We start from the raw sequence: 16611 nt of genomic DNA, 5'->3' as shown, positions 1-16611 counted from the left end.
CGGACTTTTCCCGCGAACGCCGACCGCCTAGAACCCTCATGATGCTGACCCTGCCCAACCTGCTCACCTTGTCGCGAATCGTGGCTCTGCCACTGCTTGGCTTCCTCTTGTGGTGGCCCAACTGGCAGGTCGGCTACGCCATGGCGTTCGTCCTCTACTGCCTGATGGGTATTACCGATTATTTCGACGGCTATCTCGCCCGGTCGAGCGGCGCCGTTTCTCGGCTTGGTATCTTCCTCGATCCCATCGCTGACAAGATCATGGTCGCTGTCGTCATACTTGTCCTAACCGCCCAAGGGTATCTGCGAGGCCCACTTGTTGGTGATATGCATGTCATTGCTGGCCTGATCATCCTGGTGCGTGAGATCGCCGTCTCGGGCCTCAGGGAGTTCCTCGGGGGCCTCCAGGTCTCGGTGCCGGTCTCAAAGCTCGCCAAGTGGAAGACGACCTTCCAGCTCGTCGCTCTAGGGGCGCTGATCCTGGGCGGGGCGGTTCAAGGTCAGCCCTGCGATGCCGCGGGCGTTTGCGAATCGCTACGCGAACAATGGATCCATGTCGTCGGTCTGGCGAGCTTGTGGGGCGCGGCGATCCTGACGCTGGTGACCGGATGGGACTACCTGCGGGTCGGCATCAAGCACATGGACTGAGGCCGAAGGGCCGATCCGCACACAACTTGTCGCATTCCGGAAAGCGCTCGGTCCCGCTTCACTGCAGAAGCCGCGCAATCCCGGGATTGGCGGGCGCGGAGGTGCCGGGACCGGAGGGAAAGCCCTTCGGGTCGCTTTAGCTAGCTGGATGTTCGGCTCGGTTTCCCGCCGGAACTCCAGTCTCCGCGCTCATTTTACGCTAAGACAGTTCGGCGGTCAGCCCGCCTGGAGTTCCTGAGCCAACAGGCGGAATTCCTCGGCGCGAGGGCTGTTCTTGCGCCAGATCAACGCGATCTCGCGGCTCGCCTTGCGTGCCTTCAGGGGCCTTGCGATCACGTGGGTATCGTGGAGAATCCCCGCGTCGATCGCCATTTCCGGCAGCATCGTCATCCCCAGACCATTGTCGACCATCTGCACCAGCGTGTGCAGGCTGGTGCCAATCATCGTGGCTGAGGCGCGCAACTCAGGCCTGTTACAGGCAGAGAGCGCGTGCTCCTTCAGGCAATGCCCGTCTTCGAGCAGCAGCAAGTGATTCTCGTCGATCATTGCCGGAGGAATCGAATCGGGCGGATCGCGCGGGTCGTCCTTGGGGAAGGCGACGAACAAGCGGTCATCCGCAATGTGCGCCTTGTCCACTTCGCCAGTGGCGAAGGGCAGGGCGAGCAGCACGCAATCGGCACGGCCGTGATGCAGCGACTCGACAGCGTCTCCGCTCGTTTCCTCACGCAGGAACAACCGCAGGTTGGGCCGTTCCCTGCGCAGGCGAGGGAGGATGCGGGGGAGGAAGAACGGCGCGATCGTCGGGATCACGCTCATCCGTAATTCGCCCTGGAGGGGCTTGCCGGAGGCCTGGACGAGATCACTCAGTTCCTCGGCCTCCCGGAGCAACCGGTGAGCCTTCGCGACCACCGCGTTGCCTAGCGGAGTGAAGCGCACGACTCGGCGGCTCCGCTCCACCAGCGTGACACCCAACAGCGATTCGAGTTCGCGAATCCCCGCCGACAAGGTCGACTGCGAAACAAAGCTGGCCTTGGCGGCTTGGCCGAAGTGGCCATGCTCGTGAAGGGCAACGAGGTACTGCAGTTGCTTGATGGTGGGGAGGTAAGTGCTCACTCGGCCGCTTGCGACTCCGCCCCTTCTCCCGGTTCTTCGGGTGCGGCAGTCTCGCCGGTGTCGACGATCCGCGTCATCTTGAGGCGGCCATGTTCGACACCGAAGCCGAGGCGACCTTCGACCAGCTCGAGCGCGTCACGCCCAAACACCTCGTAGCGCCAGCCTTCGAGCACCGGCAGCTTGCGCACGCCGGCGGCGAGCGCCTCGAGCTCGTCTGAGCGGGTAAGCAGCCGCGCCGCGACGTCGATCTCACGCGTACGGATCTTGAGCAGCAGCTTGAGCAGATCAGCCACCAAGGCGCCTTCCTTGCCCAGGGGCGCACCGCGCTTGGGCTTGTCGGGCATCTCATCGGCGGGGAGCGGTTCGACGTCGCGCAGGACGCGCATGAGACGCTTTCCGATATCGTTGTCCTTCCATGCCTGGCTAAGCCCGCGGACTTTGGCGAGGTCTTCCTGCTTGGCCGGCGGATGGCTGGCGAGATCCGCCAGGGTCTCGTCACGCATGATTCGTCCGCGCGGAATGTCCTTGGCCTGGGCCTCGGTCTCACGCCAGGCGGCGAGCGCCTTCAACCGCCCTAGGACGAGCGAGTTGCGGCTGGGCGCGCGGATGCGGTGCCAGGCCGTCTCGAGGTCGTTGGCGTAGTTGTCTGGGTCGGCGAGCTTTTCCATCTCGGCATTGAGCCATTCCCCGCGCCCGGTCTTGATCAGCTTCTTGAGCAGCTTGGGGAAGATCTTCGCGAGGTAAGTCACGTCGCCGATGGCGTATTCGATCTGCCGCTCGGTCAGCGGGCGCCGGCTCCAGTCAGTGAAGCGCGCGCCCTTGTCGATCGTCTTGCCGATCCATGATTCGACGAGGTTCGCGTAGCCGATCTGCTCCGACTGGCTGACCGCCATCATGGCGATCTGGGTGTCGAAGATGGGGTGGGGCGTCCGGCCGGTGAGGTTGTAGACGATCTCCACATCCTGTCCGCCGGCGTGGAAGACCTTCAGCACATCCTCGTTGTTCGTGAGAAGCTCGAGCAGCGGCGACAGGTCGATTCCGCTTGCAAGCGGGTCGATCGCGGCGGCTTCTTCTTCATTGCCGATCTGCACCAGGCACAGCAGCGGGTAGAAGGTGTTCTCCCGCATGAATTCGGTATCGACCGCGACGAAGTTCGATTTTGCCAAGCGCGTGCAGAGTTCCGCCAGTTCCTCTGTGGTCGTTATGAGCGGGTGTATTTTCATCGTGACTTTTCTATAGGGCCCGGATGATGCCGGGCGGGACGCTTGACAAACAGGGCCCAAGCCCCGTTAGCGCCGGCTCCTTAGCCCCATAGACTGCAAGAACGGAAGAGTCAGCGATGCATGCCTATCGTACCCACAATTGTGCCGGACTAGACGCCGGAAATGTCGGGGAAACCGTCCGCCTGTCGGGCTGGGTGCATCGCAAGCGCGATCACGGCGGGGTGCTGTTCGTCGATTTGCGCGACCATTATGGCATCACGCAAATCGTCACCGACGCAGATTCGCCGGCGCTCGAAGTGCTTGAAGGGCTTCGCGTTGAGAGCGTCGTCACCATCGATGGGACGGTCAAGGCGCGCGCAGAAGGCACCGCCAATCCGAACCTGCCCACCGGCGCTATCGAGGTCTATGCCCGCAGCGTAACCGTACAGAGCCGGGCCGATGAACTGCCGCTGCCAGTGGCTGGCGAGCAGGATTATCCGGAGGAAATCCGCCTCAAGTACCGCTTCGTCGACCTTCGCCGCGACTCGATGCACCGCAACATCATGCTGCGCAGCCAGGTTATCGCCAGCCTGCGCCGCCGGATGATCGAGCAGGGCTTCAACGAATTCCAGACCCCGATTCTCGGCGCATCGAGCCCCGAAGGCGCGCGCGACTACCTCGTGCCGAGCCGTCTGCACCCGGGCACCTTCTACGCGCTCCCGCAGGCGCCGCAGATGTTCAAGCAGCTACTGATGGTCGCCGGTTTCGACCGCTACTTCCAGATCGCGCCCTGCTTCCGCGACGAGGATCTCCGCGCCGACCGTTCGCCGGAGTTCTACCAGCTCGACTTCGAGATGAGCTTCGTCACCCAGGATGACGTGTTCAACGCGATCGAACCGGTCCTCGCCGGCGTGTTCGCCGAATTCGCCAACGGCAAGACCGTGACGGCGGCGGGCGACTTCCCGCGCATTCCCTATCGCGAGTCGATGCTCAAGTACGGCAGCGACAAGCCGGACCTGCGCAACCCGCTGATCATCACCGACGTCTCGCACCACTTCGGGCAGTCGGGATTCGGCCTGTTCGAGAAGATCGTCGGTTCGGGCGGCATCGTCCGCGCCATTCCGGCGCCGGCCACGGCGGAGAAGAGCCGCAAGTTCTTCGACGACATGAACGACTGGGCCCGGCGCGAAGGCTTTGCCGGCCTCGGCTACGTCACCCGCAAGGGCGGCGAGTTCGGAGGACCGATCGCCAAGAATCACGGTCCGGAGAACATGGAGAAGCTCTACGCCGAGCTCGGCCTTGGCGCCGATGACGGCCTGTTCTTCGCCGCGGGCATGGAAAAGGACGCGGTCAAGCTCGCCGGTGCCGCGCGCACCCGCGTCGGCGAAGAGTTGGGGCTGATCGAGCAGGGCTGTTTCAAGTTCTGCTGGATCGTCGACTTCCCGATGTTCGAATACGACGAAGAGCAGAAGAAGGTCGATTTCAGCCACAACCCGTTCTCGATGCCGCAAGGCGAGCTCGAGGCGCTGGAGACGCAGGATCCGTTGTCGATCCTCGCCTGGCAGTACGACATCGTCTGCAACGGCTATGAGCTGAGCTCGGGCGCGATCCGGAACCATCGTCCGGAAATCATGTACAAGGCGTTTGAAATCGCCGGCTATTCGCAGGCCGAGGTCGATGAGAATTTCTCTGGCATGATCGAGGCATTCAAGCTTGGCGCCCCGCCGCACGGCGGTTCGGCCCCGGGTATCGACCGTATCGTCATGCTGCTGGCCGACGAGCCGAACATCCGCGAAGTCATTGCTTTCCCGCTCAATCAGCGGGCGCAGGACCTCATGATGGGCGCCCCGAGCCCGGTCAGCGCGCGCCAACTGCGCGACGTTCACGTTCGACTTGTCGACCCGCCCAAGCCCGCTTCGGCCGAAACTGCCACCGCGGAGAACTAAGGGAACTGAACGCCGGGCACTTGCCAGTGCCCGCGCCGTTCATTAGGGCGACAGGAAATTCCAACCCTGCATAGTTCGAGAGGGCATTACATGAGCGACACCGCCGATCGCGTGAAGAAGATCGTTGTCGAGCATCTTGGCGTCGAAGAAGACAAGGTCACGCCGGATGCGAGCTTCATCGACGATCTGGGCGCAGACAGCCTCGACATCGTCGAGCTGGTCATGGCCTTCGAGGAAGAGTTTGGGGTCGAGATCCCGGACGACGCCGCCGAGAAGATCAATACGGTTGGCGATGCCAACAAGTATATCGAAGAGCACAAGGGATAATTGCCATCCCTGCCGCTGTGAGCCCTGAGGTTATCAAGGGGCGCGCGGCGCAACCCTAACGGGTTCGACAGGCTCAGCCCGAACAGGGGTTGGGCCTGTTGCATTTTATGGCGGACGTTCCGCACGGTTTTCGGAGATTAGTTATGCGTCGAGTGGTCGTAACCGGATTGGGGCTAGTCACCCCGCTTGGCAGCGATGTCGAGACGACCTGGGCGAACATTCTTGCCGGCAAGAGCGGTGCGGGACCGATCACGCACTTCGATGCGTCCGAGTACAAGTGCCAGATCGCCTGCGAAGTGAAGCCCGCCGACCACGAGTACGGCTTCGATCCCAACAAGCGCGTCGACCACAAGGTCCAGCGCCAGGTCGATCCGTTCATCATCTTTGGCCTCGATGCCGCCGGCCAGGCGATCGAGGATGCGGGACTCGAGGACATGGACGAGGCCACGCGCCTGCGCGCCGGTGTTTCGATCGGTTCGGGCATCGGCGGCCTGCCGGGCATAGAGAGCGAGAGCCTATTGCTGGCCGAGAAGGGCCCTGGCCGCGTCAGCCCGCACTTCGTCCATGGCCGCCTGATCAACCTGATCTCCGGTCAGGTCAGCATCAAGTACGGCCTTAAGGGCCCGAACCATGCCGTCGTCACCGCCTGTTCGACGGGCGCGCATTCGATCGGCGATGCCGCGCGGATGATCCGCGACGACGATGCCGACATCATGCTCGCGGGCGGCGCGGAAGCGACCATTTGCCCGATCGGCATTGCCGGTTTCGCTCAGGCGCGTGCGCTCAACATGACCTATAACGACCGTCCTGAGCAGGCGAGCCGCCCCTATGACCGCGACCGCGATGGCTTCGTCATGGGCGAGGGCGCGGGTGTGGTCGTGCTCGAGGAATACGAGCATGCCAAGGCGCGCGGAGCCAAGATCTACGCCGAAGTGGTCGGCTATGGCCTGTCGGGCGATGCCTATCACGTGACCGCGCCCGATCCGGAGATGGACGGCGCGTTCCGCTCGATGAGTGCGGCGCTTAAGAAGGCGGGCATGACCCCGGCAGACATCGATTACATCAACGCGCACGGCACCTCGACCATGGCCGACACGATCGAACTCGGCGCGGTGAAGCGCCTGTTCGGACCGGAGATGGCCAACGTCTCGATGAGCTCGACCAAATCCGCCATCGGCCACTTGCTGGGTGGCGCGGGCGCGGTCGAATCGATCTTCTGCATCCTGTCGATCCGCGACCAGATCGTTCCGCCGACGCTCAATCTGGACAATCCGGATGAAGGCACCGAAGGCGCCGACCTGGTCCCGCACGTGGCCAAGAAGCGTACCGTGCGCGCGGCGCTCAACAACAGCTTCGGGTTTGGCGGCACCAACGCCAGCCTCATCGTGAAGCGCGTCGACTAGGGCAGGCAATGGGCCGCAAGGGTTGCCTCGTTGCCGTCGTCCTCGGCGCGCTGCTGTTTGGCATAGCCGCAGCCTCGACCTGGGGCTGGTGGGGGGCGTCGAAGATCGAGGAGGACACGACGTTCGTGGTTCCTTCGGGATCGTCGCTCACCTCGATCGCGACGAAGCTCGAAGAGGAAAACCTGATCGCTTCGAGCGAGTCCTTCCTCCTCTGGTCGAAGTTCCTCGGCAGCGGTGATCCGATCAAGGCGGGTGAATTCCTGCTGCCTGCCGGTTCGAGCGGTTCGGACATCCTCGACACTTTCCAGCACGGAGAGGTGATCCGCCGGTTCGTGACCATACCCGAAGGCATGCCTTCGATCCTGGTCTACGAACGCTTGATGGCCGAGTCCTTGTTGACCGGCGCGATCCCCGTTCCCGAGGAAGGCTCGGTCCTTCCCGAGAGCTATGATTTCGAACGCGGCGAGGCCCGAACGGCGGTGCTGGCGCGGATGCAGAAGGCCATGCGCGACACTGTCGCCGAGCTATGGCCCAAGCGCGCGCCAGGCATCGCGGTGAGGACGCCTGAAGAGGCCGTGATCCTCGCCTCGATCGTAGAGAAGGAAACCGGCAAGGACAGCGAGCGGCGCATGGTCGCCGGGCTCTACTCCAATCGCCTGAGGCAGGGGATGATGCTGCAGGCGGACCCGACGATCATCTACCCGATCACCAAGGGCAAGCCGCTCGGGCGCCGGATTCGGCAGTCCGAGATTTCCGACGTGAACGACTACAACACTTACTCGATGGTCGGGCTGCCCAAGGGCCCGATCACCAACCCCGGCCGCGCCTCGATTGAAGCGGTGCTCAACCCGGCCGACACCGATGCGCTGTTCATGGTCGCCGACGGTACTGGCGGCCACGCCTTCGCCAGCACCCTGGCCGAACACAACGCCAACGTCGCCAAGTGGTTCGCCATTCGCCGCGCCCGCGGGGAGATGTAGCGACGGCGGCGCCGCTGCCAGCGGGCGGGGCGCCCCTGATCGTCACCGCGGTCCTGCCCGGCGACGTGCAGGCCTTCGCGGACAAGCTCCGCCGCCAGCACTATCCGCCCGAGCGCAACCAAGTCCCCGCGCACGTCACGCTGTTCCATTCGCTGCCACCATCGAGCGAAGGCGAACTGCGCGAGCTCCTGAAGGATAGCGCCCGATGCAATCGGCCACCGCAGGCAAGACTGTCAGGAGTGCTGCGGTTTGCCGGCGGAACGGCTCTAGAGGTCATGTCCCCGCAGTTGCTGTCCCTGCGTCAGGACCTTGCAGAGCGGCTGTACGGCCTGCTCAGTGCGCAGGACCTGGGTGTTCCCAAGCTCCACATCACGATCCAAAACAAGGTAGCGTCTGCGGAGGCAAGGGCGTTGCAGGGCGAGCTGGAAAGCGAGTTCCCCACGCGCGATTTCGCCTTCGCGGGCCTCGCTCTCCACGCCTGGAGAGGCGGTCCTTGGGACCACCTCAAATCTTGGTCATTCCGCGGTTGACCGCGCCGCAGGTCCGCCCTAAATGCGCCGCCTTGCCGCGGTTCAACCGCGACCGAAAGCCCTTGGGGCGGAGTAGCTCAGCCGGTTAGAGCAGCGGAATCATAATCCGCGTGTCGGGGGTTCGAGTCCCTCCTCCGCTACCACGGAAAAATCATTAGATATCAGTATCTTATAGGCCTTTGAGGGGCTTCGCGTCGCAATACTTTTGCGGCGTTGCGGTTCGCTACCATTGCTGTCGAAGCGGGATATTTGAAACGCGAATGCGGCGTTCGGGGTCGGTGATACCGGCGCTCTGCATTGCATCGACAAAGGCACGAAAGACGGTTTCCGGGTAATGACAGGGCCCGATGATTATTCCCTCCAATATCTCATCCAGGTTGAGTTGAGGGAGGTCATAAAGCGGACCTCGTGCCGGATTGTGAAATGGCACCTCGTAAATCGTTTGGGGAATGCCGTTCACGGTAACGGTCTGCGAAGTTACATGGGCGGCTGCAAATTCAAAAGGCCGATGAACAAATCGCCATTCGCATTCCTCGGCAAACCCCGGATGTTTGATAGAGAACATCGAAAATTGCAGGAGCGCTCCGCATACGGAGAGGAGATGATCCGGTTCGAACTCCTTTAGGAGATCAGACCTCGCCTCCAACCCCTTCACCACTTTCTGTAGTTCGGCGTCAAATCTCTCGGGCCCACCGTAGAGTACCGGGCTGGCACTTATTTCGAGGCTTGGCTCCAATTCGAGATCGACGACGTCGCCCTTGAACAGGAGTGCCACCCCACTCACTGGCCCACCATATGCCCGCCACATCGACAATTTGCCTAGGGCATCGGTCTGATCGTGTTCGCTCAGCGAAGTCATGAATACCGTCTCGCGGGCGTGTTCGCAGTGCTCCGCGAATTGCCGTTGAACCCTCTGGCCCAGCCCCCACTTGACGCCGTCGAGCAGGGCAAAGAACCGCTTGCCAGTTTGTCCCCTTAGGACTGGCTCGATCACCGACCTCCCGTACTGAATTTCCATGTAATCGTTCATCACCCCGGCGTTTCGCAGCCAGAGCGTGCGGCCACTGATGATCTTCATCGCGGTGTCGGCGGTCGTGTAATGAGCAATAAGTCTCTTTTCCTCCTTGACCGTCTTCACCCGTTCCCTGTCGTAGCAAAAGAGCAGCTCCAGCAGCTCGCGCAGTTTGGGATCAATCGCCAAGAAGCCCCCCTTATGGTGTCGGTAACCGAACGTGCGCCAGCACTAGCGGAGCGCCCCAATCCAGGCCCATATTGCCTCCGGAAATGCTGTCGCGTTCACGCGGGCTAGTCAACGATTGGGTGTGCCTATCTACCGGAGCACCACGCTAAACCCTACAGCAAGCAAGTGTACGGTTAAGGCATGAGCGCCCCTCCGCTACCAGGGTTTTTCAGCATTTTTCCCTGATTGAACTGGACGCGTCCGAGACGGTTGGGCGCTTAGTTGGGAGAAATCACTCTCCCTTCGAGCTTTTGGATGGCTGCTTTGCCGAGTGCTGGATCGCGATGCATGTAATGGGCATCGTGGATCGTCCCGACTTCGAGCTCCGAGCCGATGCGTGAGCCGATCAAGTGTCATCAGCACTCCCCTGCCTGGCCTGGGGGTATTATAGGATCAAAAAGTACCTGCTTGGAATTGCGAAGAGATCAGCCTCGCACGTCACGGGCTAGGTCCCAAAGACGGACGCGCTAGACTAGGTTCCGACGGAGAATGTCCCTGTGAAAGATACCTTCACCCTTGCGCTATCGTGCAAGAACCGGCCCGGCCTGGTCGCAAGAGTCTCGACGTTCCTGACGGCTAGCGGCGCCGACATCGTAGACCTGCAGCAATACACCGACCCGATCAGTGCGGGCTTTTTCCTGCGAGCCGAGTTCAAAGGCACGACACCTGTCGACGAGTTGCAAACCGGATTTGCGCCCATCGCAAGCGAGTGTGAAATGGAGTGCCGGTGGCGTTCGCCCGGCTACGTGCCGAAGGTCGTGCTGCTGGTATCCAAGTTCGACCACGCTTTCGGCGACTTGCTCTATCGCATGCGCATCGGCGAGATAAACATGGAGGTGGTTGCGGCGATCAGCAATCATCCCCGCGAAGCGCTGACCACCTCACTGATCCAGGACATTCCCTATCACTACCTGCCGATCACCAAGGAAACGAAGCCTCAGCAGGAAGCGCAGATCAAAGACCTCGTGACGCGAAGCGGTGCAGAACTGGTCGTGCTCGCACGCTACATGCAGATCTTTTCGGACGAGTTGACCGCGTTCCTGTCGGGCCGTTGCATCAACATCCATCACTCGTTCCTGCCCGGCTTCAAGGGCGCGAAGCCTTACCATCAGGCCTATGATCGCGGCGTGAAGCTAATCGGTGCGACCAGCCACTACGTGACGACCGACCTCGATGAAGGGCCAATCATCGCTCAGGACGTAGCGGTCGTTAGCCATCGAGAAACGCCTGATGAGCTTGTCGCCAGGGGGCGAGATGTCGAACGCGGCGTGTTGGCGCGAGCGGTCAAGTCACACCTTGAATACCGCGTGTTCTTGAACGGCAATCGGACGGTGGTGTTCGACTAAACGGTATGTCGGGATTGTAAGGGCAACTGCGCCATACCGCCTGAGGGCGTTAGTCGCGTCGGCTTCACGACCGCTTTTTGGCAAAAGCTAGCTGTACCGGAAAGTGACGAGCGCGAGACTGACGACATTACAGTTCCTTGCAGCTGCATTGGTCGCGAACCCCAACAACTGGGCGGCATTAGTGCCGGCGCTGGGGCCGCGCGTGGTGCTCGTCCAGGTTTAGTGTGTTTAGATCATCCTCGGCCGTCAGCTTACGCATGCGGTCGAGCCGCTCCCGGTCCAGGGTACCGTCCTGTAGTGCCCTCTGCACTTCACATCCCGGCTCGCTTTCATGCGCGCAGTTCGAAAATTTGCACTGCTGCGCGAGGGAAACGATATCTTCGAAAACGGCCGCAAGTCCCGCTGCCGCATCTGTTAGCTGGAGCTCACGCATGCCGGGCGTATCCAGCAGCCAGCCGCCCTGCGCGAGACGGTGCATTTCGCGCACGGTAGTCGTGTGGCGCCCCTTGCCATCGGCTTGCCGAACTTCCTGCGTGGCTATGTCTTGAGAATCCCTGAGCGTGTTGATCAGGGTCGACTTTCCCACCCCAGAAGAGCCGAGAAGCGCGACCGTCTCACCTATACCGCACCAGGCAGTGAGCGAACCGGCGCTGAGGGGATCGCGAGCATTGATGATCTCCACATCGAGGCCGGATTGCAGACCGCGTGCGGCGTCCACAAATTCGTCAGGCCTTTCGGTCAGATCAACTTTGGTCAGTACGACGACCGGATGGACACCGACTTCGCGCGCCAGGATCAGGTAACGCTCGATCCGGGCGAGGTTGAAATCCTGGTTGCACGAGGCAACGATGAACACTGTGTCGACATTAGCGGCGATGAGTTGAAGCTTGCGGCCGCTTCCGGGCGCGCGCCGTTTGAACAGACTGCCGCGACGAAGGATGCGTGAAATCTGCAATGTCGCTGGATTGAGCAACAGCCAGTCACCGACTGCCAATTGGTATTCCTCGGCATCTGAGTTCGGCAAACTTGGCGTGATGAATTGATCGAGACCGGAGCCTGCCACGGCGAGCTTCCCCCGGTGGACCGCCATTACGCGCGCCGATTGCAGTTGCGAGCGCTCCTCGGGCGAGAGCTGGTCGCTGAAAAAGGACTTCCAGCCAAGTTCGAGCAGGTCTGGGTCCGGCATTGTCATAAGCGTCACGCAGTGACCATTTCGATACGAGCGGCTTCGGCCCATCCGCCCCGTGGCATCATGAAGTGACAAGTGGCATACCGCGCCAATGAGCAACTCTGCCCTAACCCAAGGCGAACAGAACGCAATGCGTCGCGTCTCCGCCGGTTCTGATATTGACGTCAGTACCTGGCAGGAACTGCACCGGAAGGGACTTGTCGAACGGCGCCACGGTAGCCGGGCGCTTACTCAAAAAGGCAGAGCGGCGCTCGGCCTTCTGCGATGACCGCCCTCCGCCCGGGTGGCCATGGCGGGGTTTCGGCTTAGTCTGGGTAAAGCGCTATTTTCCATTGATCGCGAACGCAGGTTCATCGGCTTGGAGTTGGTAGGCCAGTACCCCGAAATCAGGAATACCCAGCCACCCTTCTCGATGGCCGGCGCTAGATTAGTCGACGAGCTAACCGGCAGCTTTTCGCCCCACACCGCCCGAATCCGGACCGTCCGCTATCGGCCACGATCGGTCATGAGTGGTGTCGGAGTTTCGGTCACCGCAACCCCAAAATGCTCTTTGTCGGTAGAAGCTTTCAGTGCTGGGTATTCCGCAACGACGAAAGATCGTATCCCATCTCCTGCGCGCGGTTCTTTAGCTGTTCTAACAGGTCCGGGTTCGGATTCGTTTCTCGTGTGAGTATCCAAAGATAACGACCTGATGGTTCGCCAACAATGGACCACTGGTACTCGTCGCCATGGTCCAGCACCCAATAGTCTCCGTAGAACGGTCTTACGAACGCGACCTTCAGTTTAGCGTTGGTGGCTGTATCCTCAATTTTCGCGTTCCCAATGGATTGCTTAATCCGCCCACCCGGCCCGCCCTTTCGGCCCCTGTTGACGACAGTTACCGTGCCGTCGTCATTTAGCCCATAGTCGGCAGTGACAGCGTCGAGGTCCTTTTCAAACCAGGCTTCATAGCGGAATTGCTCATACCACCTGCCCATATAACGTTTGACATCGACAGGTTTGGCAGGTTCCGGAACCGATTTGTTGCCCACGGGCCTTCGTCGCAAGACGAGCGCAGTAGCTGCCATCAAAATCGTTGTGCCGAGCACACCGCCCGCCAGAACTGCCTTTCTCATCGGATTTCCTTCAAGGTTCCAGAACAATACGTTCCGGCCCCGTTCGCGTTGCAGCTAGCCCGGCTGCGGTAGTAGTGCTTTCGGGCCAACACGGCGGCGGTCCGCGATCGCCCCTCAGTTTAGAAGAAGGGCGGACATCTCAGCGCTCCGCTTTCGTCAGAGGGAGATCGCAATTCGATTCTCGGGGTTTGCGCATCCCGGGTCCCTGCCGAGCAACTTGAAAACAATAGACTTGAAAAAACCGGTCGCGTCGGCTCGCCAAACCTCGGCTGTTGCTGAATCGAGGCGGAGCAAGAGGAGGTTGGGATCAGCCTTCCCCTCCTCGTAGTAGAGTTCCGCAAACGGTGACCAAAGCCTCTCGATCGTCGCGCGATCGTCGACGACGGCGAGCGACCCCCGGATCGAAGCGAAGATATCATGCCCTTTCGACTGGAATGCGGCGATAGCTTCGCTCTCGGTATGCGATAGACTCGCTCCCACCCCCTCCTCGCGCGAGGCAAAGAAGTAGATTTCTGCCAAGCTGTCGTCTTCGGCGTGACCAGAGCGATCGATTTGAGCGGTCATCGGCCTCAGCATTTTCGCACTGTCCGCTACGAGACCCAGCATCAGTGTCTGGCTCTCCTCCAGCGCGTTCCAGAAGTCTCGCTTGAGATCCAACTCGTCGTTACCAATGACCATGACAAAAGCCTCTAGTGCAGTTCAATTTGACAGGGCTTCTGAATACCTCGCTCTCCCGATTGGTTCCCGGCCGACTAGGGGGGAATCAAATCGCAGTCCTGGCCACACTTGGTGCTACTGGCCACATCGATGGATATTTCTGCCGACAGTGTTCGCGCGGCACACGCCATCGATCATGCGAGCAAACCGTCGATCGCCAGACCTGCGATAAGCTTGCTCACCTGGATGCTCGACCTGAGCGGCCGATCCCTGCTTCGGTCGTGCTTATCGCCGTTCACACGGCTCCGCTCTTAATCATGAAGGTCAGGGGCGGCACCAACCAATGGGATGCGAGGTTTCCCGCTCGAACTGGTTCATGGTCGGCTAGGCAAATGGCTGGTAACCGTGAGCCACCACCAGAGACATCATCACGATCACAGGTGAAACTATGTGCTCAATTTCCGCTTTTGGGATCGGATCTACCGTACTGATTGGGGTCTTGGCGACTTCCGCGGTAACGCGGGCGGCCGAGCCTCAGGAGTTTGAGCTGCTTGTCGAAGTCTCCCATCTGCGCAACGCCAAGGGAATGGTTCATGTCTGCCTAACAAAGGTCGAGGCCTACTTCCCCGACTGCAAGGCCGACGCGCGGGCGCATCGTCTTAGCGTGGCGGCGAACGAGGCGGGCGAGCTGAGCTTTCGCCATTTGGCAAGCGGCAGCTATGCGCTGTCAGTTGTCCACGACGAGAACGGCAACGGAAAGCTCGACACGTTCGCTAAAATCCCGCGCGAGGGGTATGGCTTTTCGGGTAATCCACCGATGCGGTTCGGCCCGCCCAAATTCGGCGAAGCCAGTTTCACATTGACGCCTGGTCGGAATCTGCAGGTGGTCAGGATGCGGTACCTCCTTTAGTCCATGTGGACGCCCTTCCTTGGGTCTCGTACCTTCGCGCGGCGGGTAGGGGCCGGAAGGAGAACGATGTCGCACGGAAGCAGTGCTGCCGCGGATCCCAGAGCGGTCTCGCAAGCTCGCGCCCAACTGAACGTTCTGCTGGCGGGCCCCCGCGGTTTTTGCGCCGGCGTCCGGAGGGCGATCGACGCCGTCGAAGATGCGCTCGAACGGTTCGGCCCGCCGGTCTACGTGCGGCGCGCCATTGTCCATAATCTGGCTGTCGTGAGATCGCTGGAAGACAAGGGTGCGGTGTTCATTCAAGAGCTTGACGAAGCCCCGGATGGCGCAGTGGTGATCCTGTCCGCGCACGGCGTCGCCCGCAGCGTCACTGACGAGGCCCAGAGGCGGGAGTTGCGCTACTTCGATGCGGTCTGCCCGCTGGTCGCCAAAGTTCACCGCGAAGTGCTCAAGCATCACCGCGCGGGCCGTCACGTGGTCTTGGTGGGCCATGCCGGACATCCTGAAATCGTAGGCAGCCTGGGCCAGATCCCGGAGGAGGCCGCCAGCGTGGTTGCGAACATCGAACACGTGGCTGAGCTCCGTCTGGAGCCGGACACGGGGGTGGCCTACGCGATACAGACGACCTACTCCGTTGACGAGGCGGACGAAGTGGTGACCGCGCTAATCTCGCGCTTCCCGGACATCGTTGGCCCGGCGAGCAGCGACATCTGCTACGCGACGACCAACCGGCAGGCCGCGGTCAAGCAGATGGTTCCGCAGGTAGACGCGGTGCTGGTGGCCGGAGAATCGTTTTCTTCCAACGCTAACCGGCTGGCCGAAGTGGCCAGGGCTCACGGTTGCGCGTCGGTGCAGCTCATTGCCGAAGCTTCGCAGATCGACTGGCGTTCGCTGGAAGATTGCCGTTCGATCGGCATTACGGCAGCTGCGTCAACCCCTGAAGCGAGCGTTGCCGCAATCATCGCGGCGCTGCGCGAGCGCTTTGATATCACCGTGGAGGAGTTTGGCGAGGCGAGCGAAGGGACCATGTTCAAGCGGATGAAAGTCGATGATCATGCTCAGGCCTTTTGAAGTCGACGTCACGCTGTCCACGGCGGGAAGCTAGTCTGTGGGGAAATCGACTGGCTGTTCGACCCGGCGCAGACGCGCATCGGTCTGGCATTCGAGACTGCGGCCGACCTCCTCGATGCCGACGACAGCGACGCGAAGGCCCGGCAAGAGCCCACGAAAGGACGCCGCTGCGGGCAACGTCAAGTTCGTGTCCCTGCTGGGACGCGAGCGAGTACGCGCCCAGGCGCGCATGTCGGTCGGCCAGGCCAAGGACCACCTCCGATCGTTCGGCATAGACTTGTTCTTGCCGCACGCCATCGCCGGCTTCGCAAGCCCCCGAGACTACTAACTCAGATTCCAGCCTCGACCGCTATCCGGACCGCTTCCATGGACGAAATGGCGCCCAATCGCTCAAGCAAAAGGCTGCGATGCATCTTCACCGTCTTTTCACTTAAGCCCAGCCGTGCGGCGATCTGCTTGTTGCGATAGCCGAGTATCATCTCGCCGAGCACCTGCCGTTGGCGAGGCGTCAGCCTGTTGATCAGCTCCCTCGACGCCTCCTTGCGGGCGACCGAGGGCATATCACCGCCGCCGACCTCCATCTGCGACCCGATGAAATACTCCAGCCTGCCCTCACCGTCGAAAAGAGGGGCGATCATTACTGCGTTCCGGAAGGGCGTCTGATCTTGTCGGTAATTCAACAATTCGGTCAAGACGGGTCGTTGCCTTACGATTGCCTCTCGGAGGATGCTTGTGCCGGCTTGTCTCGTGTGGCCGCCGGCCAAAAACCGGCAGTTCCGGCCAATGGCTTCGGAAGCTGCGTAACCGGTCAGCCGGGTGAACGCCTCGTTGACCCCGACGATGGGATTATCCGGTGCTCGCGGATTGGTAACCACGGTCGCAATCGGTGAATTGCAGAGCGAACGTAATAGATCATCTAGGTCGGCGGATCCGGACAC

General features: G+C 61.3%; 17 protein-coding genes and 1 tRNA gene. 10 read left to right on the top strand and 8 right to left on the bottom strand.

All coding sequences use genetic code 11. From position 1 onward, the window contains the following. Positions 1–41 precede the first annotated feature (41 nt). Positions 42–647 carry a CDP-diacylglycerol--glycerol-3-phosphate 3-phosphatidyltransferase gene (gene pgsA / locus ASD76_RS06415; RefSeq protein WP_055923009.1) on the top strand — a complete coding sequence of 202 codons (606 nt, stop codon included), beginning with the start codon at positions 42–44 and terminating at the stop codon, positions 645–647. A 216-nt stretch (positions 648–863) separates the two neighbouring features. On the opposite strand, the gene ASD76_RS06410 is transcribed toward pgsA, so the two are convergent. Beyond that, positions 864–1760, bottom strand: coding sequence for a hydrogen peroxide-inducible genes activator (locus ASD76_RS06410; RefSeq protein ID WP_055920067.1), 897 nt, complete (start codon positions 1758–1760; stop codon positions 864–866). Further along, the gene (gene rnd / locus ASD76_RS06405) at positions 1757–2983 is read right to left on the bottom strand and encodes a ribonuclease D (RefSeq protein WP_055920064.1); all 1227 of its coding nucleotides are present in this window, start codon (positions 2981–2983) and stop codon (positions 1757–1759) included. The genes ASD76_RS06410 and rnd overlap by 4 nt, the downstream gene beginning before the upstream one ends. Positions 2984–3099: 116 nt before the next feature. Here rnd and aspS point away from each other — a divergent pair, with 116 nt between their 5' ends. The 6 genes from aspS to ASD76_RS06375 all read left to right on the top strand — a co-directional run bounded on the left by aspS (position 3100) and on the right by ASD76_RS06375 (position 8291). After that, positions 3100–4908 (top strand): aspartate--tRNA ligase, encoded by a 1809-nt coding sequence (aspS, locus tag ASD76_RS06400; RefSeq protein WP_055920060.1) that lies wholly within the window; start codon positions 3100–3102, stop codon positions 4906–4908. Positions 4909–4998: 90 nt separating this feature from the next. Next, positions 4999–5235 carry an acyl carrier protein gene (locus tag ASD76_RS06395; RefSeq protein ID WP_039094202.1) on the top strand — a complete coding sequence of 79 codons (237 nt, stop codon included), beginning with the start codon at positions 4999–5001 and terminating at the stop codon, positions 5233–5235. Positions 5236–5378: 143 nt separating this feature from the next. Continuing rightward, positions 5379–6638, top strand: coding sequence for a beta-ketoacyl-ACP synthase II (fabF, locus tag ASD76_RS06390; protein WP_055920058.1), 1260 nt, complete (start codon positions 5379–5381; stop codon positions 6636–6638). A gap of 8 nt (positions 6639–6646) precedes the next feature. Further along, on the top strand, positions 6647–7618 hold the full coding sequence (gene mltG / locus ASD76_RS06385) for an endolytic transglycosylase MltG (RefSeq protein WP_055920055.1): 972 nt from the start codon (positions 6647–6649) through the stop codon (positions 7616–7618). After that, positions 7582–8148: a 2'-5' RNA ligase family protein gene (locus ASD76_RS06380; RefSeq protein WP_235506536.1), complete on the top strand. Its 567-nt coding sequence runs from the start codon at positions 7582–7584 to the stop codon at positions 8146–8148. The genes mltG and ASD76_RS06380 overlap by 37 nt, the downstream gene beginning before the upstream one ends. Positions 8149–8214: 66 nt before the next feature. Further along, a tRNA-Met gene (locus ASD76_RS06375) sits at positions 8215–8291 on the top strand. 80 nt (positions 8292–8371) lie between these two features. Here the strand turns inward: ASD76_RS06375 and ASD76_RS06370 are convergent. Together ASD76_RS06370 and ASD76_RS18740 are read right to left on the bottom strand one after the other, a co-directional pair. Then, positions 8372–9349, bottom strand: a complete 978-nt coding sequence (locus ASD76_RS06370; protein WP_055920053.1) for a DUF2971 domain-containing protein — start codon at positions 9347–9349, stop codon at positions 8372–8374. A gap of 257 nt (positions 9350–9606) precedes the next feature. Then, a complete protein-coding gene (locus tag ASD76_RS18740; RefSeq protein ID WP_268760311.1) occupies positions 9607–9738 on the bottom strand; it encodes a hypothetical protein in 132 nt (43 codons plus the stop codon). Between the two features lie 147 nt (positions 9739–9885). Between ASD76_RS18740 and purU the strand changes: the two genes are divergently transcribed. Beyond that, the gene (gene purU, locus ASD76_RS06365; protein ID WP_055920050.1) at positions 9886–10734 is read left to right on the top strand and encodes a formyltetrahydrofolate deformylase; all 849 of its coding nucleotides are present in this window, start codon (positions 9886–9888) and stop codon (positions 10732–10734) included. Between the two features lie 178 nt (positions 10735–10912). Here the strand turns inward: purU and rsgA are convergent, their stop codons facing one another. The 3 genes from rsgA to ASD76_RS06350 all read right to left on the bottom strand — a co-directional run bounded on the left by rsgA (position 10913) and on the right by ASD76_RS06350 (position 13716). Beyond that, a complete protein-coding gene (gene rsgA / locus ASD76_RS06360) occupies positions 10913–11920 on the bottom strand; it encodes a ribosome small subunit-dependent GTPase A (protein WP_156457569.1) in 1008 nt (335 codons plus the stop codon). A gap of 569 nt (positions 11921–12489) precedes the next feature. Further along, positions 12490–13038 carry a lipocalin family protein gene (locus tag ASD76_RS06355; RefSeq protein ID WP_055920044.1) on the bottom strand — a complete coding sequence of 183 codons (549 nt, stop codon included), beginning with the start codon at positions 13036–13038 and terminating at the stop codon, positions 12490–12492. 156 nt (positions 13039–13194) lie between these two features. Next, positions 13195–13716 carry a pyridoxamine 5'-phosphate oxidase family protein gene (locus ASD76_RS06350; RefSeq protein WP_055920041.1) on the bottom strand — a complete coding sequence of 174 codons (522 nt, stop codon included), beginning with the start codon at positions 13714–13716 and terminating at the stop codon, positions 13195–13197. Positions 13717–14194: 478 nt separating this feature from the next. On the opposite strand from ASD76_RS06350, the gene ASD76_RS06345 reads away from it, so the two are divergent. Both ASD76_RS06345 and ispH read left to right on the top strand, forming a co-directional pair. Then, a complete protein-coding gene (locus ASD76_RS06345) occupies positions 14195–14605 on the top strand; it encodes a DUF2141 domain-containing protein (RefSeq protein WP_055920038.1) in 411 nt (136 codons plus the stop codon). Positions 14606–14671: 66 nt separating this feature from the next. Beyond that, a complete protein-coding gene (gene ispH, locus ASD76_RS06340) occupies positions 14672–15673 on the top strand; it encodes a 4-hydroxy-3-methylbut-2-enyl diphosphate reductase (RefSeq protein ID WP_055920035.1) in 1002 nt (333 codons plus the stop codon). A gap of 329 nt (positions 15674–16002) precedes the next feature. Here ispH and ASD76_RS06330 read toward each other — a convergent pair whose 3' ends face one another. Next, positions 16003–16611: a LuxR C-terminal-related transcriptional regulator gene (locus ASD76_RS06330; protein ID WP_055920028.1), complete on the bottom strand. Its 609-nt coding sequence runs from the start codon at positions 16609–16611 to the stop codon at positions 16003–16005.

This window comes from Altererythrobacter sp. Root672 (genome assembly GCF_001427865.1).
In the GTDB taxonomy this organism is placed as follows: Bacteria; Pseudomonadota; Alphaproteobacteria; order Sphingomonadales; family Sphingomonadaceae; genus Croceibacterium_A.
The sequence above is the reverse complement of the archived record's forward strand: the minus strand, read 5'-3'. Positions and strand labels throughout refer to the sequence as shown.